22 protein-coding genes and 2 other annotated features are annotated in these 22,371 nt (G+C 44.7%); of the genes, 18 read left to right on the top strand and 4 right to left on the bottom strand.

Features of this window, described 5'->3' with window-relative positions; translation table 11 throughout:
- From ACKI5G_RS02910 to pheT, 11 genes are all read left to right on the top strand, one after another.
- The coding region (locus ACKI5G_RS02910) for a TIGR04076 family protein (RefSeq protein WP_407397483.1) at window positions 1–230 on the top strand (230 nt) is incomplete at its 5' end.
- Between the two features lie 247 nt (window positions 231–477).
- Entirely contained in the window at window positions 478–1,278 is an 801-nt protein-coding gene (gene speD / locus ACKI5G_RS02905) for an adenosylmethionine decarboxylase (RefSeq protein ID WP_407397481.1), read from the top strand.
- Between the two features lie 15 nt (window positions 1,279–1,293).
- Window positions 1,294–2,742, top strand: coding sequence for an aminotransferase class I/II-fold pyridoxal phosphate-dependent enzyme (locus tag ACKI5G_RS02900; protein ID WP_407397479.1), 1,449 nt, complete (start codon window positions 1,294–1,296; stop codon window positions 2,740–2,742).
- 11 nt (window positions 2,743–2,753) lie between these two features.
- Window positions 2,754–3,608 (top strand): polyamine aminopropyltransferase, encoded by an 855-nt coding sequence (gene speE, locus ACKI5G_RS02895; protein WP_407397477.1) that lies wholly within the window; start codon window positions 2,754–2,756, stop codon window positions 3,606–3,608.
- The gene (gene speB / locus ACKI5G_RS02890) at window positions 3,595–4,473 is read left to right on the top strand and encodes an agmatinase (protein WP_407397475.1); all 879 of its coding nucleotides are present in this window, start codon (window positions 3,595–3,597) and stop codon (window positions 4,471–4,473) included. The genes speE and speB overlap by 14 nt, the downstream gene beginning before the upstream one ends.
- A 145-nt stretch (window positions 4,474–4,618) precedes the next feature.
- Complete coding sequence (locus ACKI5G_RS02885) at window positions 4,619–5,827, top strand: saccharopine dehydrogenase C-terminal domain-containing protein (protein ID WP_407397473.1); 1,209 nt, start codon at window positions 4,619–4,621, stop codon at window positions 5,825–5,827.
- Window positions 5,827–7,017 (top strand): carboxynorspermidine decarboxylase, encoded by a 1,191-nt coding sequence (nspC, locus tag ACKI5G_RS02880; protein WP_407397471.1) that lies wholly within the window; start codon window positions 5,827–5,829, stop codon window positions 7,015–7,017. Before ACKI5G_RS02885 ends, nspC begins: the two co-directional genes overlap by 1 nt.
- A complete protein-coding gene (locus ACKI5G_RS02875) occupies window positions 6,992–8,362 on the top strand; it encodes a lipase family protein (protein ID WP_407397469.1) in 1,371 nt (456 codons plus the stop codon). Before nspC ends, ACKI5G_RS02875 begins: the two co-directional genes overlap by 26 nt.
- 10 nt (window positions 8,363–8,372) lie before the next feature.
- Window positions 8,373–8,831, top strand: coding sequence for a MarR family winged helix-turn-helix transcriptional regulator (locus tag ACKI5G_RS02870; RefSeq protein ID WP_407397467.1), 459 nt, complete (start codon window positions 8,373–8,375; stop codon window positions 8,829–8,831).
- 50 nt (window positions 8,832–8,881) lie between these two features.
- Window positions 8,882–9,081: a binding site (T-box leader), on the top strand.
- A gap of 80 nt (window positions 9,082–9,161) precedes the next feature.
- Complete coding sequence (pheS, locus tag ACKI5G_RS02865; protein WP_407397465.1) at window positions 9,162–10,190, top strand: phenylalanine--tRNA ligase subunit alpha; 1,029 nt, start codon at window positions 9,162–9,164, stop codon at window positions 10,188–10,190.
- Window positions 10,191–10,208: 18 nt separating this feature from the next.
- A complete protein-coding gene (pheT, locus tag ACKI5G_RS02860; RefSeq protein WP_407397463.1) occupies window positions 10,209–12,644 on the top strand; it encodes a phenylalanine--tRNA ligase subunit beta in 2,436 nt (811 codons plus the stop codon).
- Between the two features lie 85 nt (window positions 12,645–12,729).
- Here pheT and ACKI5G_RS02855 read toward each other — a convergent pair whose 3' ends face one another.
- Window positions 12,730–12,990, bottom strand: a complete 261-nt coding sequence (locus ACKI5G_RS02855; protein WP_407397461.1) for a hypothetical protein — start codon at window positions 12,988–12,990, stop codon at window positions 12,730–12,732.
- A 202-nt stretch (window positions 12,991–13,192) separates the two neighbouring features.
- On the opposite strand from ACKI5G_RS02855, the gene ACKI5G_RS02850 reads away from it, so the two are divergent.
- The 7 genes from ACKI5G_RS02850 (at window position 13,193) to ACKI5G_RS02820 (ending at window position 19,386) form a co-directional block, all read left to right on the top strand.
- Window positions 13,193–13,489: a LysM peptidoglycan-binding domain-containing protein gene (locus ACKI5G_RS02850; RefSeq protein ID WP_407397460.1), complete on the top strand. Its 297-nt coding sequence runs from the start codon at window positions 13,193–13,195 to the stop codon at window positions 13,487–13,489.
- Between the two features lie 444 nt (window positions 13,490–13,933).
- Window positions 13,934–15,853, top strand: a complete 1,920-nt coding sequence (thrS, locus tag ACKI5G_RS02845; RefSeq protein ID WP_407397458.1) for a threonine--tRNA ligase — start codon at window positions 13,934–13,936, stop codon at window positions 15,851–15,853.
- A 54-nt stretch (window positions 15,854–15,907) separates the two neighbouring features.
- Window positions 15,908–16,011, top strand: a sequence feature (ribosomal protein L20 leader region).
- Window positions 16,012–16,024: 13 nt separating this feature from the next.
- Window positions 16,025–16,585, top strand: coding sequence for a translation initiation factor IF-3 (infC, locus tag ACKI5G_RS02840; protein ID WP_051555301.1), 561 nt, complete (start codon window positions 16,025–16,027; stop codon window positions 16,583–16,585).
- The gene (gene rpmI, locus ACKI5G_RS02835) at window positions 16,585–16,782 is read left to right on the top strand and encodes a 50S ribosomal protein L35 (RefSeq protein ID WP_027396134.1); all 198 of its coding nucleotides are present in this window, start codon (window positions 16,585–16,587) and stop codon (window positions 16,780–16,782) included. The genes infC and rpmI overlap by 1 nt, the downstream gene beginning before the upstream one ends.
- A gap of 37 nt (window positions 16,783–16,819) precedes the next feature.
- Window positions 16,820–17,173 (top strand): 50S ribosomal protein L20, encoded by a 354-nt coding sequence (gene rplT, locus ACKI5G_RS02830; RefSeq protein WP_027396133.1) that lies wholly within the window; start codon window positions 16,820–16,822, stop codon window positions 17,171–17,173.
- Window positions 17,174–17,276: 103 nt separating this feature from the next.
- Window positions 17,277–18,107: a TrmH family RNA methyltransferase gene (locus ACKI5G_RS02825; protein ID WP_407397455.1), complete on the top strand. Its 831-nt coding sequence runs from the start codon at window positions 17,277–17,279 to the stop codon at window positions 18,105–18,107.
- Between the two features lie 91 nt (window positions 18,108–18,198).
- Entirely contained in the window at window positions 18,199–19,386 is a 1,188-nt protein-coding gene (locus ACKI5G_RS02820; protein ID WP_407397453.1) for an aminotransferase class V-fold PLP-dependent enzyme, read from the top strand.
- 108 nt (window positions 19,387–19,494) lie between these two features.
- Here ACKI5G_RS02820 and ACKI5G_RS02815 read toward each other — a convergent pair whose 3' ends face one another.
- The 3 genes from ACKI5G_RS02815 to ACKI5G_RS02805 all read right to left on the bottom strand — a co-directional run bounded on the left by ACKI5G_RS02815 (window position 19,495) and on the right by ACKI5G_RS02805 (window position 22,051).
- Entirely contained in the window at window positions 19,495–20,103 is a 609-nt protein-coding gene (locus ACKI5G_RS02815; RefSeq protein WP_407397451.1) for a peroxidase-related enzyme, read from the bottom strand.
- Window positions 20,104–20,136: 33 nt separating this feature from the next.
- On the bottom strand, window positions 20,137–20,907 hold the full coding sequence (locus ACKI5G_RS02810) for a cyclase family protein (protein WP_407397449.1): 771 nt from the start codon (window positions 20,905–20,907) through the stop codon (window positions 20,137–20,139).
- Window positions 20,908–20,986: 79 nt separating this feature from the next.
- Complete coding sequence (locus tag ACKI5G_RS02805) at window positions 20,987–22,051, bottom strand: branched-chain amino acid aminotransferase (protein ID WP_407397447.1); 1,065 nt, start codon at window positions 22,049–22,051, stop codon at window positions 20,987–20,989.
- Window positions 22,052–22,371 lie beyond the last annotated feature (320 nt).

Genomic DNA, 22,371 nt, shown 5'->3' with positions numbered 1-22,371 from the left:
ATGCCTGTGAGATGGAAGAAGGACAGGTCTTTGTGGCCAATGGCTGGCAGCGCCCGCATGGCCTTTGTGAAAGCGCCTGGGAAAGCATGTCTCCCTTTGTGATGGCTCTGGCCCACGGTGGAGAGAATTTCTATGACGGTTGGATGAAAAATCCCCGTTCGGCCATGATTTCCTGTAATGACGGATTTCGGCCTGTGAGTTTTTTAATTGAAACCATAGATGATGATTAAGAAAATTAAAACCGATGAAGCAGGGAGAATGCTTGCTTTTATGAACCATTTAATATACAATAATATATGCTTAAGAGGGAGAAATACCCAAATCAGCAATAACTGTAGAAGCAGCATTTTCGACTGTTCCGCAGCACAATGGCTCATTTGTGGTTAATTGCTGTTTTTTCTCAGGGTGAACAGGGCACAGGCTGCTGTACCTGAGTTTTTTTATGTAAAAAATTATTATTAGGGGCGTGAGATCAGATTGGAAGATAAGCTGAAAATTTACGGGTTTAACAACCTGACCAAATCCCTTAGCTTTAATATCTATGATATTTGTTATGCTAAGACACCTAGAGAACAACAGGATTATATTAAATATATTGATTCCCAGTACAACTCGGAGCGTTTGACCAAGATAATGTTTAAGGTAACGGAAATGATAGGCGCTCAGGTTCTTAGTGTGTCCAAGCAGGATTATGACCCTCAGGGTGCCAGTGTTACTCTGCTTATTGCAGAGGAGGCGGCGGTTTCCTCCGGGCAAAAAAAACCATTGGGAGATACGGTAGTTAAGCCTGTTAATGAAACCATTCTGGCTCATCTGGACAAGAGCCATGTTACGGTTCATACTTATCCGGAATTTCATCCGGAAACCAGTATAGCTACCTTCCGCGTGGATATTGATGTGGCTACCTGCGGTGAAATTACCCCGTTGAAAACCCTGGATTATCTTATTGGTATGTTCGATTCAGATATAATTACCATGGATTATCGGGTGCGAGGCTTTACCCGTGACCTTTCCGGAAAAAAACTATTCATGGATCACAATATCACCTCCATTCAGAATTTTATCGATAAGAAAACCATAGATAAATATGATACGGTGGATGTAAATGTATATCAGGCCAATTTGTTCCATACCAAGATGCTTATCAAGGAGCTGGACCTGCAAAATTATCTGTTCAATACGGATATTTATGAAATTCCACCAAAGACCCGCCTGGAAATACATGATAACCTGCGTAAGGAAATGATTGAAATCTTTAGCGGGATTAATGTTTTCTAAGGAGAGAAAGAAATAATGGAATACTATTCTCAGGACAGAGCCCCTATATTGGAGGCTTTGGAGAAGATGAAGCGGGCCCGTCTGGTTCCTTTTGATGTGCCCGGACATAAACGGGGCCGGGGTAATCCGGAGCTGACGGAATTCTTGGGAGAGAAGTGTCTTTCTGTGGATGTTAATTCCATGAAGATGCTTGATAACCTCTGCCATCCTGTGTCCGTTATTAAGGATGCTGAACGGTTGGCTGCAGACGCCTTTGGGGCGGCCCATGTCTTTTTTATGGTAGGGGGCACCACCTCTGCTGTACAGGCCATGGTCATGACTGCCTGCAAGAGGGGGGATAAGATTATTATTCCCCGTAATGTGCATAGAAGCGCCATTAACGCCATGATTCTTTGTGGAGCGGTACCTGTGTATGTAAATCCCCAGATGGATTCCATGCTGGGTATTTCTCTGGGTATGAGTGTGGCTGATGTGGAGCAGGCTATTAGGGAAAATCCTGATGCCAAGGCGGTTTTTGTAAATAATCCGACTTATTACGGTATATGCTCAGATATAAAATCTATTGCAAAGTTGGCCCATGATAATGGTATGCTGCTGCTGGCAGATGAAGCCCATGGGTCTCATTTGTATTTCAGTGATAAGCTGCCTGTTGCCGCTATGCACGCCGATGCGGATATGGCGGCTCTTTCCATGCACAAGTCAGGCGGTTCCCTTACTCAGAGCTCTATGCTGCTGATTGGGAATCGGGTGCCGGAGGGATATGTACATCAGATTATCAATTTAACACAGACCACCTCTGCCTCCTATCTTTTGCTGGCCAGTCTTGATGTTTCCCGTAGAAATATGGCTCTTCGTGGCAAGGAAATAATAGATAAGATTATTGATCAGGTGGAATATGCCAGGGATGAGATTAATACCATTGGTGATTACTATGCTTATTCCAGGGAGCTGATTAATGGTGATTCCATATTTGATTTTGATATCACCAAGCTGTCGGTGTATACCCGTTCCATTGGTCTGGCCGGTATAGAGGTTTATGATATTCTTCGCGATGAGTACGATATTCAGACAGAGTTTGGTGATATTGCCAATTTGTTGGCTTATGTGTCTGTGGGAGACCGATTGAAGGATATTGAACGTCTGGTTTCCGCTTTGGCTGAGATTCGTAGAAATTATCGTCAGACAGGACGTAAAATGCTGAAGGCGGAATATATTAATCCTCAGGTGATTTGCGGACCTCAGGAGGCATTTTATGGGGAAAAAGAGTCCCTGCCTATAGACCAGACTGTTGGAAGAGTTTGCAGCGAGTTTGTTATGTGTTACCCGCCTGGCATTCCAATTTTGGCTCCAGGGGAAAAAATTACAGAGGAAATCCTCCAGTATATCCGTTATGCCAAGAAAAAGGGCTGTTCCATGACCGGCCCGGAGGATATGAATATTAAGTTCTTAAATGTTATGAAATAAAGGTGATACAGATGGAGTTATGGTACACAGAAAAACATACTGAGAATGTTAGCCTTTCAATAAAAGTTGACAAGCAGATTTACAGTGGTAAAAGCGAGTTCCAGCGCATCGACATTTTTGATTCCAAGGAATTTGGCCGTATTATGGTTTTGGATGGATACCTGATGTTGACAGAGAAGGATGAGTTCATCTACCATGAAATGATTACCCACGTGGCTATGTGTGTGCATCCAAATCCAAAGAGGGTACTTGTTATTGGTGGCGGTGACGGTGGCACGGTCCGTGAGCTAACCAAATATGATTTTATTGAGAAAATTGATTTGGTGGAAATCGATGAGGAAGTGGTGGATGTTAGTAAAAAGTATCTCCACTCTACAGCTCTGAAGCTGGATGACCCGAGGGTTACCTGTTATTACGAGGATGGTTTGAAATTTATTCGTCGTGTCAATGACGAATACGATATTATTATTGTGGATTCCACAGATCCCTTTGGCCCGGGGGAGGGCCTCTTTACCAGAGAATTCTATGGCAACTGTTATAAGGCTCTCCATGATGACGGCATAATGGTTAATCAGCATGAAAGTCCATTTTATGAGGGCGACGCTGAGGCTATGCAGAGGGCTCACAAGCGAATCTGTATGTCCTTCCCGATTTCCAAGGTGTATCAGGTTCATATCCCAACATATCCGTCGGGGCATTGGCTATTTGGCTTTGCTTCCAAGAAATATCATCCTGTGAAGGGGGTAAATTGGGATAGGTGGAAAAAGCTGGGCTTAAAGCTGAAATATTACAATACGGCTCTGCACGCCGGTGCTTTTGCTCTGCCAAACTATGTAGAGGAGTTGCTGAGAGATGTTGAGTCCTAATGTAGAGACCTTTTTGGGCTGTGAGGCCCCCTTTAATGAGGCACGGATTGTGCTTTACGGTGCTCCTTTTGATAGTACCACCTCCTTCAGACCAGGTACCCGCTTTGCCTCCAAGATAATGCGTGGTGAATCATACGGTCTGGAGACCTACAGCCCATATCAGGATTTGGACATGGAGGCTGCCAGGGTCTTTGACAGTGGAGATCTTGAGCTGTGCTTTGGTGATGCGGAAAAGGCCCTTAAGGATATTGAAATGCGGGCGGAGGAGATTCTTGAAGCCAACAAGCTGCCCTTTATGATTGGCGGTGAGCATTTAGTATCTTTGGGCGCTATCAGAGCTGTGGCCAGAAGATATCCAGATCTTCATATTCTTCATTTTGATGCCCATACTGATCTTAGGGATGAGTATCTTGGTACCCATTTGACCCATGCAGGGGTTATTAGGCGGGCCTGGGATATTGTGGGGGATGGCCGTATCTGGCAGCTGGGGATTCGCAGCGGTTTGCGTGAGGAATTCCAGTGGGCAAGGGAGCACACCCATCTTCATAAATTTGATTTGACGGCCATGCCACAAGCGCTGGCAGCCTTGAAGGGCAAGCCAGTATATTTTACGATCGATCTGGATGTAATGGATCCATCAGTTTTCCCTGGCACAGGGACCCCGGAATATGGCGGTGTTTCCTTTAAAGAGCTGATGGAGGCGGCTATAGCAGGCTGTGGCCTGAATGTTGTTGGCTGTGATATAGTGGAGCTGTCCCCTGGCTTGGATCAGAGTGGTGCATCCACAGCTGCCGCATTAAAAATTCTGCGGGAAATGCTGTTAAAGCTGGAGGAGCCATTTATAAAAGGCCCCCAGTTGGTATAGAGCCAGCAGATGGCCTTCCTATAGCACGAATGTGTCGCTAAAAATATTTTCTTAACGCTCTACATTCTATTGCTCTAGGAAAACTCATTTGCTGGCTGACTTACAATAGTTACTATTATTTCATATATAGGAGGAATAAATTACAATGGGTAAGGTTTTAGTTATTGGCTGCGGCGGTGTAGCCAGTGTAGCAATTCATAAATGTGTACAGAATCACGAGGTATTTAACGAAATCTGCATTGCCAGCCGCACCAAGAGCAAGTGTGACAAGCTGAAGGAAGTACTGGAAAAGCAGTATGGCAATGTATGTAAAATTACTACTGCCCAGGTGGATGCCAACAGCGTTGAGCAGCTTGTGGCTCTTATGAAAGAGGTTAAGCCTGATGTGGTACTGAATTTGGCTTTGCCTTATCAGGATCTTACTATTATGGATGCTTGTCTGGAATGCAAGGTAAGCTACGTTGATACTGCAAACTACGAGCCGGAGGATACTGCCAAGTTTGAGTACAAGTGGCAGTGGGAGTATCGTGAGCGCTTTGAGAAGGCAGGTATTACTGCACTTTTGGGCTCTGGCTTCGACCCTGGTGTTACTGGTGTATTCAGCGCCTACGCATTAAAGCATGAATTTGATGAAATTAACTATATTGATATTTTGGATTGCAATGCGGGTGACCATGGTTATCCATTTGCAACAAACTTTAACCCTGAAATCAACATCCGTGAGGTTTCTGCCAAGGGAAGCTACTGGGAGGATGGAAAGTGGGTTGAAACTGAGCCTATGGAAATCAAGCGGGTTTACGATTTCCCAGAGGTGGGACCAAAGGATATGTATATTTTGCACCATGAGGAGCTGGAATCCCTTGGCATCAATATTCCGGGCATTAAGCGCATCCGTTTCTTTATGACCTTTGGCGAGAGCTATCTCCGTCATTTGAAGTGCCTGGAAAATGTGGGTATGACCTCCATTGAGCCAATTGAGTTTGAAGGCAAGCAGATTGTTCCATTACAGTTCCTGAAGGCTGTTTTGCCAGACCCGGCCAGCCTCGGACCTCGTACTGTGGGCAAGACCAACATCGGCTGTATTTTCCAGGGCAAGAAGGACGGCAAGGACAAGACCTATTATCTTTACAATGTTTGCGATCATCAGGAGTGCTACAAGGAGGTTGGTTCCCAAGCCATTTCCTATACCACTGGTGTACCAGCTATGATTGGTGCCATGCTGGTAATGAACGGCACTTGGAAGAAGCCTGGCGTATTTAACATTGAGGAATTTGATCCGGATCCATTTATGGAGGCTCTTAACAAGTGGGGATTGCCTTGGCAGGAAAGCCATAACCCTGCATTGGTGGACTGATGAGCTTTGTCTATCAGCCTAAATGGCTGCAGGAGGTTCCTTCACCCAGCTATGTGGTGGAGGAATCACGGCTAAGGCACAATCTGGAAATACTTAAAGGGGTTCAGGATAGAACGGGGTGCAGTATTTTATTGGCACAGAAGGCCTTTTCCATGTTTCATTTCTATCCCCTTATCAGTAAGTATCTAAAGGGAACCACCGCCAGTGGCATCTATGAGGCCAAGCTGGCCCATGAGGAATTTCCCGGGGAAAACCACGTTTTTTCTCCTGCCTATCAGGAGAAGGACTTTTCAGAGATTCTGGAGATATGTGATCATATAGTGTTTAATTCCATCGGTCAGCTGAAGAAATATGCGCCAATGGCGAAAGAGGCCGGCCGTTCTTATGGACTTAGGATTAACCCGGAGCATTCAACCCAGCCGGAGGAGCATGCCATTTATGATCCATGCTCCGGTGACAGCCGTTTGGGCACCAAGCTCAGTGAATTGGAGCAGGCCCTGAATGAGGTCCCGGAGGGGGGGTTCCTTTATGGTATCAGTGGCCTTCATTTTCACACCCTTTGTGAGCAGGGGGCGGAGCCTTTGGCGGAGACCCTTGAGGCTGTGGAAGAAAAGTTTGGTAAATACTTTAAGTATCTCAAATGGCTGAACTTTGGCGGTGGCCATCACATTACCAGAGATGACTATAATATTCCTCTTTTGGAGGATTGTATAAACAGAATACAGAATAAATACAACTTAAAGGTGTATATTGAACCTGGGGAGGCTGTGGCTCTTGATGCAGGCTTTTTGGTGGCAACAGTATTGGAGATTATTGAGGCCACACCGCTCAATGGGAGGAAGGCAAATATTGCAATTCTTGATACTTCCGCTGCCTGTCACATGCCGGATGTTTTGGAAATGCCATACAGACCACCTCTTATGGGAAGTGGGGAGCCTAAAGAGAAGCCACATACATACACCTTGGCAGGGCCTACTTGCCTTGCGGGAGATACTATTGGGACCTATTCCTTTGACAATGCCTTAAAGCCTGGGGACAGACTTCTCTTTGGTGATATGGCAATTTACAGCATGGTAAAGAACAATACCTTCAACGGAATGCCACTGCCTCATATTTGTGCAGTAAATAACCGTGGTGAGGTGGAGATTGTAAGGGGATTTGGCTATGGAGATTTCAAAATGCGTATCTAAATTGATATCTTTTGGCGGTAAAATCGTAATAGCAGTTTCTTTGGTTCTCTTTGTAGCTGTTGGTCAGGCCAGTGCAGCATCAGAGGCTGTCCGTAATGCCGGTGTTCAGTATGCCTGTGCTCTTTTGGATATGATGGCCTACAAGAGTCAGCTGAATGAGGTCATCAGGGATGTGATTTCTGATTTTGGCTATGACATTGTTAATTACAAGCACGAAGATGAGAAGGCTGCTACCAACTTCATTTTGCTTAGATCAAAGGAACCGGAAGATCTTACGGGAAAATTTCTCAATATCGTTGCGGTTCCCGGGACGGAAAAGATGAAGGATGTGGAGGTGGACCTTAGATTTCAGAAGGTCCTTTTTGCCGGTTCGGTTCCTTCGGAGTTTGAACAATATGCTAAAACTGAGAAAACCACATCAGCTCAGCCGTTGGTTCATAAAGGATTTAATGACTATACCCAGACTGCCTTTTTTACGCCAAAGGAGGATGGCTCCTTGGGGGTTGATCCTTTGATGGATATTATCTATAAGGATAATGAGGAATTGATTCTTACTGGCCATAGTTTAGGTGGAGCAGTGGCAGTATTGCTGGGTACCCGCATGGAATGTATGGGTATTCCGCCGGGGAGTATTCAAGTGGTGACATTTGGTGCGCCTGCCGTGGGAAATAAAACCTTTGCCAATGAATATGGAAACGTAGTAAAGCATACCAGATATACCATGAGTGGCGATCCGGTTCATGGATTGTTGCAGTTCATTAAGGCTGGCTATGAACAGACAGGTGAAGAGGTTAAATGCAAGCGTAATCCCAATTCTTTGAAATTCAGCCATAATATGTCCGAGTATCTTGATTCTTCCATTCGCAATTTATTGGATACTTTAGAGGCGGAAAATGAGGATTTACATAAACATGTCGTTGTAGATGAAACAGCCAGGGGATTTTCTTTACCCGGGAAACCGGTAAAGGGAAGAGCTTATTTGGCTCCTGCTGTAGTACACCTTCCTGATGATATCGATAATGATACAGAATATATGAAACAGCTTACAGAGCTGATAGAAGGCTATGAGTTTGATGAGTCTGTAGAGGGTGATGAGACGGATGAGAAAGCTCAGAATGCTGCTGCTATCAGGGCATCATGTGACCGTATATGCCGGGTTAGTATTGGGGCAAAGCAGCTGACACGAAAGGTATATCAGATTACAGTTCAGGAGGATATATCTGATTCTTACGGCAATATTATCAGCACCCAGACCAGTGGCACCACAACAGATAATTTATCTCCTATGGAGGCTGTTTTATATAGCTTGGGCCGATGTACCATGAATAGAGAAAATTTTGAGTGAGAGGATTATAATGGAGACGAAAATATCAGTAACCCAATCAATTGAGATGACAATGTCTGCTCTTGTTATGTATTGGAAGAGATATTTTGAGCAGAGCATGAAGGAATATTCCATCAGAACGGTTACCATGGGGGCGGTGTTGTATTCATCATTTCTCCATGAGGGACTGGTACAGGATGATATTGGCCGACGCCTGAATATGGATAAGGCCTATGTTACCAGAGAGCTGAATTCATTGGAACGGTTGGGGTATATTGTCCGGGAAAAGGATGTAGTGGATCATCGCAAGAACCATATTATGGTTACCCCGGAGGGGAAAAAAGTAGCTCTGGCTATTGATAAATGCCGTAAAAACTGGGTTAAAGCCGAATTCACCGGGATTTCCGAAAAAGACAAGGAGGTTTTCCTGGGGATTCTCAGCAAAATGGTAGGCAACTTAAAGGAGCAGCTATTCCCAGGCAGTGAATAACCCACAAAGATTAATTTGCAATATTTATCTGTTAGTGATAAAATGTCTTACATTAGGCAAGGAAAGAGAGAGTAGCCGGGAGATATGCTTACAGGAAGTCCTGATAACTGAGAACAGGGCAGCTAAGGCCGGGTGAAGTTCACTCTGGAGCCTCCCTGGTGAAGAGATGTAGTCGGGGCGCACAGCAGCGTTATGGCGTAAATGAGTTATAAATTAGGGTGGTACCGCGAATTAGACCTTCGCCCCTTATTGGGTGAGGGTCTTTTATTATGCGGAATTCTGAATGCATAAAGCGGTATTCGGAATTCATATATGGTATAGGAGGCAACTATGGAAAGCAAGATTGAACAGCTGCGTCAGGAAGCAGCCAAGGCTATTAAAGATGTAGCTGGTACTCTTAATGAATTAAATGATATTCGTGTAAAGTATCTTGGTAAAAAGGGTGAGCTTACCTCAATTCTCAGGGGGATGGGACAGCTCAGTGCCGAGGATCGTCCCCGCATTGGTCAGATTGTAAACGAGGCCCGTCAGCAGCTGGAGCAGCTTATTGCAGAGAAAAACCAGGAGCTCAAGGCTAAGGAGATGGCAAAGCGTCTGGCCAGCGAAAAGATTGATGTAACCTTGCCTGGCCGTCCAACCAATCATGGTCATATTCATCCTCTTACCGTAACCCTTATGCAAATCAAGAATATTTTCATGCGTATGGGCTTCAGCGTGGAGGAGGGTCCTGAAATCGAGAAGGACTATTACAATTTTGAGGCACTGAATCTGCCAAAGGATCATCCTGCCCGTGATATGCAGGATTCCTTCTACATCACAGAAGATATTCTTATGCGTTCCCAGACTTCTCCTGTGCAGGCCCGTACGATGGAGGCCCATGAGCCAAACAGCCCAATCCGCATGATTGCACCTGGCCGGGTATATCGCCGTGACGATTATGATGCCACCCATTCCCCAATGTTTACCCAGATTGAGGGCATGGTTATTGACAAGAATATCAGCTTTTCTGATTTGAAGGGTACTTTGGAGGACTTCCTTCGTCAGATTTTCAACAAGGATGTTAAGGTTCGTCTGCGTCCTAGCTTCTTCCCATTTACTGAGCCAAGCACCGAGGTGGATATCTCCTGCGTAATGTGTAAGGGCCAGGGCTGCCGTGTGTGCAAGGGAACTGGCTGGTTGGAAATACTGGGTGCTGGTATGATTCATCCAAATGTATTAAAAATGAGTGGCTATGACCCTTCCAAGGTAAGTGGCTTTGCTTTCGGTATGGGTGTTGAGCGTATCACCATGCTGAAATATGGTATTGATGATTTACGTCTGTTCTACGACAACGACATTCGTCTGCTGGAACAGTTTTAATTAGGGAGGGGATAGAAAATGCAGGTATCTATTAAATGGCTTCATGATTATATAGATTTCAACGAAACATCCGATGAGCTGGCTGACAAGCTGACTATGGCTGGTATTCCCGTGGAGAATGTGATTCACGCCGGCGAGGGCTTGGATAAGGTTGTAACAGGTAAGGTAGAATCAATTGAGCGTCATCCTGATTCTGACCACATGTTTATCACCCAGATGAATGTGGGCCAGCCAGAGCTGATTCAGATTGTAACTGGTGCCCAGAATGTAAAACATGGGGATATTGTTCCAGTTGCCATGATTGGTGCAAAGCTGCCAAATGGCCTGAAGATTTCCAAGGGCAAGCTTCGCGGTGTTCCATCCAACGGAATGCTTTGCTCTGCAGATGAGCTTAAAATGGATCTTACCACCTTGACTGATGAGCAGAAGGATGGAATTTACATTCTTCCTGCCGATACTGAAATTGGCATTCCAGCCAAGGACGCTTTGGGCCTTGATGATGATATCCTGGAATTTGAGCTTACCGCCAATCGCGGTGACTGCTTCAGTGTTTTTGGTTTGGTCCGTGAAATTGCAGTACTTACCGGCAACGCCCCGAAGTGGCCTGAAATTAAGGTTAATGAGGATGATGAAGCCTCTACAGCTGATATGATTAAGATTGGCATTGAGGCAAATGACCTTTGCTCCCGTTTCTCCGCCAGAGTGTTAAAAAATGTAAAGATTATGGATTCTCCTGAGTGGATGCAGGTTCGTTTGGAAAATGCAGGAATACGTGCCATCAATAATATTGTAGACGTAACAAATTTCGTAATGGTAGAGCTGGGACAGCCTATGCATGCCTACGATTATGACCAGATAGCTGGTAAAAGTCTTACTGCACGTCGGGCTGCAGCTGGGGAAAACCTCCATACCCTTGACGATTCTTCCCGTATTGCCAAAGGTGAGGAGCTGGTTATTGCCGACAGCGAAAAGCCAGCTGGCCTGGCTGGTATAATGGGTGGCCTGGAGTCTGAGGTTACCGAAAATACTACTACTGTTGTATTGGAGGCCGCTGCCTTCAATGGTGCCAGCATCCGTCGTACTGCCCGTTCCTGTGGCCTGCGTTCTGAGGCTTCCGGACGATTTGAACGTGGTGTGGATGAAACTCAGACCATGCGTGCTCTTGACAGAGCGGCCCAGCTTCTTCAGGACATGGGTGCCTGTACTGTTACCAAGGGAATTGTAGATGTATATCCAGTGGAAAAGGAGCCTGTTTCTGTTGACTTTACCCCGGAGCAGATTAACAAGCGCCTGGGTACTGATATTCCAGCAGAAAAAATGGTGGAAATTCTGGAAAGCCTTGATTTCAAGTGTGAGGCTGATGGCAATGGGGGCTACCATGTGTCAGTTCCTTCCTGGAGAAACGACGTAACCTTTATGGAGGACATTTCCGAGGAAGTTGCCCGCATCTACGGCTTTGACAATATTCACTCTACAACTCCTGAGGGGACAATGGTTCAGGGAGTTCAGAGTCCATTGCAGGATTTCATTGACCACATTAAGATTACCTTGACCCACATAGGCTTGAGTGAGGAGCTGTCCTTTAGCTTCACTAATTCTGATGTATTGGACAAGATGCTGATTCCGGCAGACAGTCCCCTTCGCAATGCCATTCCTCTTATGAATCCTTTTGTTGAAGAGGCACAGCTGGTTCGTACCAGCCTTTTGGCCAGCGTTATTGAAAATGCTGTTCGTAACCTTTCCCGCAAGAATGAGGATATCCGTCTTTATGACGTGGCACCTGTATTTTATCCAAAATCACTGCCTCTCACTGAACTTCCTGATGAAGTGGTGAAGGTAGCAGGCTTTATGTGTGGCCGCCGCAATCCAGTGGGCTGGAATACCGGTGATGATATGATTGACTTCTACGATGCCAAGGGCGTTGTGGAGGAGCTGCTGGCAAGACGTAATATTAACAGATATCAGGTGGAGGCAGGGGAGTATACTGCAATGCACCCTGGTAAGACTGCTCTCTTCAAGAAGGGTAAGGATATTATTGCAGCTGTAGGTGAGCTTCATCCACAGGTGGCCGAAAACTTTGGTATTACCAAGAAAGCATATATTTTTGAAATGGATGTGCCTACACTGATGAAGTATAGCTCAGCAAAGTTTAACTTTGATGTACTGCCTAAGTACCCGGCTGTTTTCCGTGATTTGGCCATTTTGGTGGACAAGGATGTAAATGCCTCTGACATCGAAAAGACTATTATCGGAAATGGCGGTAAATACTTCAAGAGGGCTGTTCTCTTTGATTTATATACCGGCAAGCAGATCGATGCAGGTAAAAAGAGTGTGGCCTTTACAATGCTGTTCCAATCCAATGATAAGACACTCACTGATGAAGAGGTTGATGAGTCCTTCAACAAGATTATTGCAGCAGTGGAGAAGAAGTTTAACGCAGAGCTCCGTAAGTAATAGGCAAGTATTATGGTAAAATAAAAAATAACCATCCAGTTTAAGTGGGATGGTTATTTTTTTTGCCATTATTTCATGTACTTAGTTAATAGATGTGATACACTTTCCACGGAATCCGATCCAGAGGTACGGTTTTCAAAAATTCCACAATATCCTTGCGGCCATAGTAGTGGGGGATACCATCTTTGTCCTGGGACATTAGAATAATAGGCATGTTAGGAAAAAATGGTCTAACGGCCTGGCGGAATCTGGTGGAGCGGACAGTGTATTGGGTAACGGATTGTTTTACGGATATAAGAGCAAATTTAACGCCCTGCTCAATAATCACGGCTCCGTGTAAAACCATGGGAACCTCCTTTGTACTACTAAAATCAACAAAGATACTGTATCAAAAAGGAATAATAAAATCAACGAAAATTTGTTTGGTATTATATTGACAGAACATGGATTCCGTGATAATATATCACCAAACAAAAGTTTTAAGAACTTATTTTCTTGGAACTGATTTTCCTAGAACTGATTTTCTTAAGAGTAAAGGAGCAGATATTATGAAAAATATTATTATTGCCATAGTTATTGGACTTGCTGTTCTCTCTCCCTTCAATTTGACTAATTCCTATCTCAGAACATCTGAGTTTGATACTGTAATCATGCAGCACGGCGAAAGTATTGAAACTATTGCCAGCCGTTATACCTCTGACAGTGAACAGCTCCGGGAGCTTACTGTTGCCATTAAGGAAATCAATGATATAAAGAATGACCGTGATCTTAGAGCCGGCCGTAAGCTGCAAATACCAGTTATAGCCAGCGATAATCAGAAGGTTCAGGTGGCCAGCCGCCAATAATCTTCTTGACAGTAGGTAATGTGAATACTATAATTAGACAGTAATTTAGATATTGCACAGGCCGTGAAGAAGCCATGACGCAGAAGTTCGTTATTCAGAGAGGGACGGTTGCTGGAAAGTCCTATAATTGAGTCTGTTGTTACCCCTTCGGAGCCGCAGTATGAAATTTTACTAAATGCTGCCGGAATGAGTCCGTTAACATCAACAAAGTTGGTCGCATCATAATATGTTATGTATTAGATGTGGCAAGCAGGGTGGAACCGCGAAGTATATACCTCGTCCCTATATGGGATAGAGGTATTTTTTTATTACAAAATCTTAGTGAATCAAGTATAAAGGACGAAGATGAGCTTTAGATTTTGTATAAGGGCTGATGAAAACCAGTATGTTTTCATCTTGCTTATTTCCCTGTGTCTGATAATTTATATTTGGGAGGAATAGATCATGATTAAATTAACTATGCCAGATGGCGCAGTTCGTGAAGTTGAGGCTGGCATAAGCGGCCTTGAGCTGGTGAAGTCCATCAGCAACAGTTTGGCAAAGAAGGTATTGGCTATTAGTATTGATGGTGAGACCAAGGATATTACCACTGTTCTCGATAAGGATGCCAATATCAAATTCCTGACCTTTGAGGATGAGGAAGGCCGTTGGGCACTGCGTCACACTGGTTCCCATATTTTGGCCCAAGCTATTAAAAGACTTTATAAGTCTGAGAATGTTCAGCTGGCTATCGGTCCTGCTATCGATAACGGCTTCTACTATGATATTGATATGGAAAAGCGCCTTACTGAGGAAGACCTTAAGGACATCGAAAAAGAGATGAACAAAATCGTTAAGGAGAACCTGAAGCTGGAGCGCAAGGAAGTAAGTCGTCAGGAGGCTCTTGATATGTTCAAGGCTGCTGGTGAAGGCTACAAGGTGGAGCTTATTAATGATCTGCCTGAGGATGCTACTATTTCCCTTTATACCCAGGGCGAGTTCACTGATCTCTGTGCTGGTCCTCATGTTGTTTCCACTGGTAAGGTAAAGGCTATAAAGCTCCAGAGCGTAGCAGGTGCATATTGGCGCGGTGACGTTAAGAATAAAATGCTTCAGCGTGTATATGGTACTGCCTTTGAGAAAAAGGATGAGCTGGATGCATATCTCCACATGCTGGAGGAGGCTGCCAAGCGTGACCATCGTAAGCTGGGCAAGGAGCTTGATCTCTTCAGCATCCACGAGGAGGGCCCTGGCTTCCCATTTTTCCATCCAAATGGCATGGTAATCAGAAATGAGCTGATAAACTATTGGCGTGAGGTTCATCGTCGCTATGGCTATCAGGAAATAAAGACTCCAATGATTTTGAACCGCCAGCTTTGGGAGCGTTCCGGTCACTGGGCTCATTATAAGGAAAATATGTACTTCACTGAAATTGATGGTGAAGATTATGCAGTAAAGCCAATGAACTGCCCAGGTGGTATGATTGTATATAAGACCCAGCAGCACAGCTATCGTGATCTCCCGCTTCGTGCCGGTGAGCTTGGTCTTGTTCATCGCCATGAGCTTTCTGGTGCTCTCCATGGTCTTTTCCGTGTTCGTAACTTCACTCAGGACGATGCCCATATTTTCATGACTCCTGAGCAGATTGAGGGTGAAATCCAGAAGGTTATCGACCTTTTTGATGAGGTGTACAGCACCTTTGGCCTGGAGTATCATGCTGAACTGTCCACTCGCCCTGAGGATTCCATGGGCTCTGATGAGATGTGGGAACTGGCTACCAATGGCCTCCGCAATGCCTTGAACAACCGTGGCCTGGAGTACATTGTCAACGAAGGTGATGGCGCATTCTATGGTCCGAAAATCGACTTCCATCTGAAGGATTCCATTGGTCGTACCTGGCAGTGTGGTACCATTCAGCTCGATATGCAGCTGCCGGAGAAGTTTGATCTGACTTATGTTGGTGAGGATGGCCAGAAGCATCGTCCTGTTATGATTCACCGTGTAGTATATGGTTCTATTGAGCGCTTTATAGGTATTCTCATCGAGAACTACGCCGGTGCTTTCCCAACCTGGTTGGCTCCTGTTCAGGCCAAGATTCTACCTATTACTGACAAGCACATGGACTATGCCTTTGAGCTGAAAAAGGAAATGTTTGATATGGGCTATCGCGTAGAGGTAGATGACCGCAATGAAAAGGTTGGTTATAAGATGCGTGAGGGCCAGGTTAAGAAGATTCCTTATCTCTTGGTAGTAGGAGATCAGGAAGTGGCTGATGGCACTGTAAACGTACGCTGCCATGGACAGAAGGAAACAAGAACCATGAAGGTAGACGAGTTCATTGCACTGCTTCAGGAGAAGATTGCAACCAAGTCTGCTGAGTATTAAAAAATATAAAATATCTGTTGACAGCGTGGCTTTTCAGTGGTAACATATTCAAGGTAAACAAAGCAGAGGCCACCGCTTCTCACCTTGCTGATTAAGTCAGCGGGTTTGATACAGATTGTATTTGTTGAGGGTGGTGTATGCCGCCCTCATTTTGTTTTATATGTTTAAAAAATGAAGCGGGAGGTGTTTTTTATTAGTAAGGAAACTGAGAGAATCAACGAAGAAATCCGAGTTCGTGGCGGTGAGATCCGCGTGACTGACGCAGAAGGACAGTCATTGGGTGTAATGCAGGTTAAGGATGCATTAAATATGGCTATGGAGCAGCATCTTGATTTGGTGGAGATTGCTCCAAAGGCGAAGCCACCTGTATGCCGTATCATGGATTACGGTAAATATAGATATGAAAAGCAGAAGCGTGAGAAAGAGGCACGCAAGAAGCAGAAGGTTATTTCCATTAAGGAAGTTAAGCTTCGTCCGAACATTGAACAGCATGATTTTGACGTCAAGTTGAAGAATGCTACGCGTTTTCTGGCGGATGGCGACAAGGTTAAGGTAACTATTATGTTCCGTGGCCGTGAAATGTCCCACCCAGAGCTTGGTAAGGAAATCCTTAGCAAGTTTGCAGATGCGCTGAAGGATTCAGTAACCGTAGAACGGGATGCTAAGCTTGAAGGTAGAAATATGATTATGATTTTAGCCCCTAAGGCTCAAACTAAAGGAGGAAAACAGTAATGCAGAAGATGAAAACTCGTAGAGCAGCTGCAAAGCGCTTTACTGTAACTGGTACTGGCGAAATTAGAAGAAACAAGGCTTATAAGAGACATATCCTGGAGAAGAAGTCTCCAAAGCGTAAGCGTAACATGCGTAAGGCAGCTCTGCTGGTTGCTGGCGACTACAAGCGCGAGATTAAGTGTCTCCCATACGCTTAATTCATTAAATAATAGATACATTTAGGAGGATAAGAACATGCCAAGAGTTAAAAGCGGCGTGACTGCACATAGACGTCATAATAAGATTTTAAAGTTAGCAAAGGGCTACAAGGGCTCCAAGAGCAAGCAGTTTAAGAAGGCAAATGAGACCGTTATGAAGGCTCTCTACTACGCTCGTCGTGACCGTCGTGCGAAGAAGGGCGTTTTCCGTCGTCTTTGGATTGCTCGTATCAATGCTGCAGCACGTGCTAATGGTATTTCCTACAGCCGTCTTATCGCCGGTCTCACCAAGGCTGGTGTAGAGGTTAACCGTAAGATGTTGGCTGACCTTGCTATCAGCGATGCTAATGCATTTGCTCAGATGGTTGCAGTTGCTAAGGAAAACCTGTAATATCAATTATTAAGAGTTGTCTTTCATAGGCAGCTCTTTTTATTTTGGTGCAAAAAAATGCCCTTGTGGTATAATGTAAAAATGAGAGAAAGGAGCTGAGCTGATGATTGAGCTTGAACGTATCGAAAGTCTCGCTAATTCAAAGATAAAATTGGCAGCCAAGCTGCATACCAATAAATATCGTAAATCGGAAAATCTTTTTGTAGCCGAGGGAGTTCGCCTGGTGGAAATGGCCGCTCAATCCGACTGGCCTATGGAATATGCCTTGATTTCCGATTCGGCTATGAATAATCCAAGGGCTGTAGCTGTAGTGGAGCTGCTTCAGGAGAAGGGCTGCCCCGTTTATCAGGTAAGTGATCAGCTCTATAATAAAGCGGCGGATACGGTTACTCCGCAGGGGTTACTGCTGGTAATGGGCTATCGTATTTTTACTTGGCAGGAGGTTCTTAATTCCAATAGTAATGATGCTTCCGCCCCGCTTATTGCCGTTATGGACGCTGTTCAGGATCCAGGCAATGCTGGTAACATCATTCGTACAGCCGATGCCATGGGCTGTTCTGGCGTGGTGTGTCTGGAAGGTGCTACGGATATTTTTGCGGATAAGGTGGTACGTTCATCAATGGGTTCCATCTTTAATATTCCGGTAATGACAGGCGTAAATCCTGATGAATTAATTGATGTTTGCCATGATAACGAAGTGACTCTTATAGCTACTGCTGTAGATGAAACGGCTGTAAGGCATTATTTGGCTGATTATGTCAGCCCTTGTGCTATAATATTTGGAAATGAAGGCAATGGGGTATCGGCAAAAATGCTGGAGGATTCTGACCAGAAGGTATTTATACCAATGACCGGTAAGGCAGAATCTCTTAATGTTTCTGCTGCTGCAGCAATTCTCTTATATGAAGCCTTCCGCAAACGCTCTATTTTGTGATTTAATGAGCTTTAATATCACATACTTGACAAATAGGTAAAAGACGTATACTGTGGAGTAAATCCTATGTTGACAGGTCAGGTGATTGATAATGATTTATTTGGACAATGGGGCTACCACCTTTCCCAAGCCTGAGGCTGTGTATCGGGCGGTTGATGAATTTGCCCGCAATAAGGGAGTAAATGCCGGACGGGGAGCCTATAAGGCTGCCCGTGAGGCCAATGCCATGATTCGACAGGTGAAGCAGCAGCTCCTTAGCCTAATTGATGGCCGTGAGCAGGCGGAGGTTGCCTTTACCCCATCAGTAACCATTGCACTAAATATGGTGATTAATGGCTTGACGTATCAGTCAGGGGATGTGGTGTATGTTTCTCCCTATGAGCATAATGCAGTGCTTCGCCCGTTGCATTTATTAGTAAAGCGTAAGGGAATCAAGGTGGTGGAGCTGCCGTTAAAGAAGGATTTATCCATTGATTTACAGCAGACGGCCAGTTTGTTTCAGGTGGAGCCCCCCAAGCTGGTGTGCGTTACGGCCATAAGTAATGTTACGGGGTATGTGCTGCCAGTCAGGGAAATTTTTACCTTAGCCAAGGAGTATGGAGCCTTTACCTTGATGGATGGAGCGCAGGCCGTTGGCTTGTTAAAAATTCGCTTTGCACAAACCAAAGCGGATGTACTTACCTTTGCTGGGCACAAAACCCTATACAGTCCTTTTGGTATTGCCGGGATGTATATTAAAAACGGAGTGGATTTGCAGGAATTTATTGTAGGTGGGAATGGTATTCAGGCCGAGAATCCTGTAATGCCCCGTTATATGCCAGCCAAATTAGAAAGTGGCAGTATGGATAGTGTGGCTATTGCTGGTCTGGCGGCTTCCCTGGAGTGGTTGAAGGGTGTACAGTCTTGGGAAGAGGAAGAAAAGTTGACGCGGTATTTATTAAACAAGCTGACAACTGTTCCTAATATTAACATATATCTGGCACCAGGTGATTGTCATAATCAGGCTGGAGTGGTGTCAATTAATATTGATGGGTTTCGGGCCAATGAGGTCGCAGCTATTTTGGATTATAAATTTGATATTGCCGTCCGGGCGGGGCATCACTGTGCCGGACGTATTCATCGATACCTGAATAGTAAACGGTTTGATGGTACTATCAGAATAAGTCTGGGGCTGTTTAACACCAGAGAGGACATAGATAGACTGATTGACGGTCTTAAGCAAATCGACAGGAAAACACTGAAAAATATTGATGATGAAATTTTGCGCGGTAATTGCTAGGTATGAGTCCGGATTATTAGAGCACACTAAAAGGGGCTGAGAAAAATCAGTCCCTTTTAGTGTGTGTATTATGAATGTAGGAGAGTCAAAACAAGTTTGACGGGTATGCTATTCATTAAAATCCCTGTTATGATTGAAATGACCAGGGTTAGCTACCGGGGCAATGGTACTTACCCATCGGTTGGTGTAGTTGAAGAAGCCAGCCACAAAGGCTGCTTCCAAAATCTGGTGATCATCAAGACCAACCTCACGCAGCTTGTCCACCTGCTCTTGGCCGATTTCCTGAGGATGAGCAGTAACATACCAGGCATACTCACAAAGAGCATAGTCTACCTTGGATAGCTCTGACTTGGCCGCCCTATAGTTGTGGCTGATGGTATCCACCAGCCGGGCGTTTTTCCACATACCTCGCAGATTATCACCGTGGGTAGTCAGACAATAATGGCAGCAGTTGTAGGAAGACACCACAACACCAATCATTTCCTTTTGGGCATCGGTGAGATAGCATGTGTCATTGTACAGTGACTGCTTCAAATTGAGAAAACCAATATATTCCTTGGCGTTTAGGGGCAAAATTTTGAAAAGATTATTAATGAACCCCCAGTTTTTCATCATAGCCTTTACATTTTTGTCAAAGAGCTTATATTCCTCATCAGTCATTTCTGACCGATCAGGCTTTTGTAAACGGGAAAGCTGCTCATCAAATTTCAGTGCCATTTCAAATCTCCTTTTCAAATACGGGATAATACTTTATTCAGCTGGTGCAATGGCAAAGGCACGGGCCGGGAAGCCAGGGCCATCCTTTAGACGAGGGAATGCAGTTACGATAATGGCTCCGGTTGGTGGCAGCTGGTCCAGATTACGCATAACCTCTATTTGGAATCGATCCACGGATAGGATGTACTGTTCACCCGGGTAAGGATAAGCACCCTCCTTGGTGGTTACAAAGCCAGGGTCAGTATCAGCTGGTTCATGGCCAATGGCACCAATATTACGTTCTTCCACCAGCCACTTAATAGCTGCGACGTCCCATCCAGGGTAGTGAGGCACATCATTTTCATCCGGATTGTCCAGATTTGACTTCTTGTACCAGTCGGAACGGAAGGCGACGAAGGCTCCCTCAGGAATCTTGCCATATTCCTTTTCCCAGGCCTTGAGGTCATCAACGGTCAGGATAAAATCAGGATTAGCGGCGCATTCAGTGGATTTGTCAATAACAACCAATGGGAATACCAGCTCATTTACCTCTATTTCACTGAGGGAACGGCCATTGCCGTGGAAGTGAACCGGGGCATCAACATGGGTGCCATACTGACCGGCAACACTGTACTGATAAACCCTCATTGGGGCCAGCTTGTCTTCTGCTGTTCCATCTACATAATCAAATAACAGGTCCTGCTGGAGTGGCTTGAAGCCATACCAGTGGGGCGTCTCTGGGCTGAGCTCATGGGTCAGGTCTACCCATTTATACTTTGGACCCTTTAAATCTGCAACCAGTTTCCATAATTCATTGTTAGCCATACTTATTCCTCCTAAAAAACGTGCATAGGGGGTGAAAGCCTCTTGCATCATTAAAATAAACTTTGATTATCAATTATTGTTATTTAATCGGCACTGTCCAACCATATTTGTCTTCTATATTGCCCCACTGAATACCGGTGAGGTAATCGTATAGTTTCTGGGTCAGCTGGCCAATAGTGAAATTGTTGATAGTAACCTCATCACCCTTGTAGTTTAAGGCACCTACTGGGGATATTACTGCGGCGGTGCCACAGGCAAAGGCCTCTTTTAAGGAGCCGTTGTGGCCGGCAGCCATAAGAGTATCAATATCCATACGTTCCTCACGAACCGTTACTCCCCAATCCCGGAGAATGTGGAGAATGGAATCTCTTGTAATACCTGGGAGAACTGTTCCCTCTGTAGGAGCAGTCCAGAATTCACCGTCAATGGAGTAAATGAAGTTCATACCACCAGCTTCTTCCACGTATTTACGCTCAGCACCGTCCAGCCATAGAACCTGTGAATAGCCCAGCTTTTCAGCCTTTTCCTGACCAATCATGGCTCCGGCGTAGTTACCGCCACACTTGGCAAAACCCGTACCACCCTTTACTGCCCGGACATATTCGTCCTCAACCAGAATTTTTACAGGGTTGATTCCTTCAGCAAAATAAGCACCTACTGGGCTGAGAATAATGGCAAAGGTAAAGCGAGTGCAGTTATGCAGTGCAATCTGGCCTTCGCTGGTGAACATAAACGGTCTGATGTAAAGGGAGGTTCCAAGCTCGGATGGTACCCAGTCCTCATCTACGCGGACAATGGCTTTACAGGCATCTACAAAGAGCTCTACAGGAACCTCTGGCATACAAAGGCGTTTGTTGGAGTTGATTAAACGCTTGGCGTTCATATCTGGACGGAAGAGATGAACAGAACCATCGGGATATCGGTAGGCTTTCAATCCCTCAAAGGTTTCTTGAGCATAGTGGAGTGCTACAGCATCTGGTTCCATGGGAATAGGCCCATAAGGGACTATGCGGAAATCATGCCAGCCCTGCTCTGGATTGTAGTCCATTAGGAACATGTGGTCAGTAAGATATTTACCAAAGCCAAGAGCCTTTTGGTCCGGCTTGGCCTTTGGTTTGGATGTACGTGTAATTTTTATGTCCATAAACAACACTCCCTTACAAAACATATATACATACTATGTTGGTAGACATAATATAACGATTGCGTTTATATGTCAAGATTATTAATAACAAAAAGTGTAAAAAATGCCAAAAAATAATAAAAATAAGCAAATGACTGTAAAAATAATAGACATGATTTTTAAATATAAATACATATATACTAAAAATACATTACAAGTAGTTATGGCAAAAAGTTATTTTGGTTATATAGTAAGTTTGTGATATAATGACAAATAGAGTTGTAATTCAATAAAAAATCCCTATAAATAGACTGTTCCCGTTCGTATCCAAAGTCTATCTA

The sequence above is a fragment of the Anaerovibrio sp. genome (assembly GCF_045637405.1).
Taxonomy (GTDB): Bacteria; Bacillota; Negativicutes; order Selenomonadales; family Selenomonadaceae; genus Anaerovibrio.
Note: the sequence above shows the minus strand (reverse complement) of the source record. Positions and strands in the feature narration are given on the sequence as shown.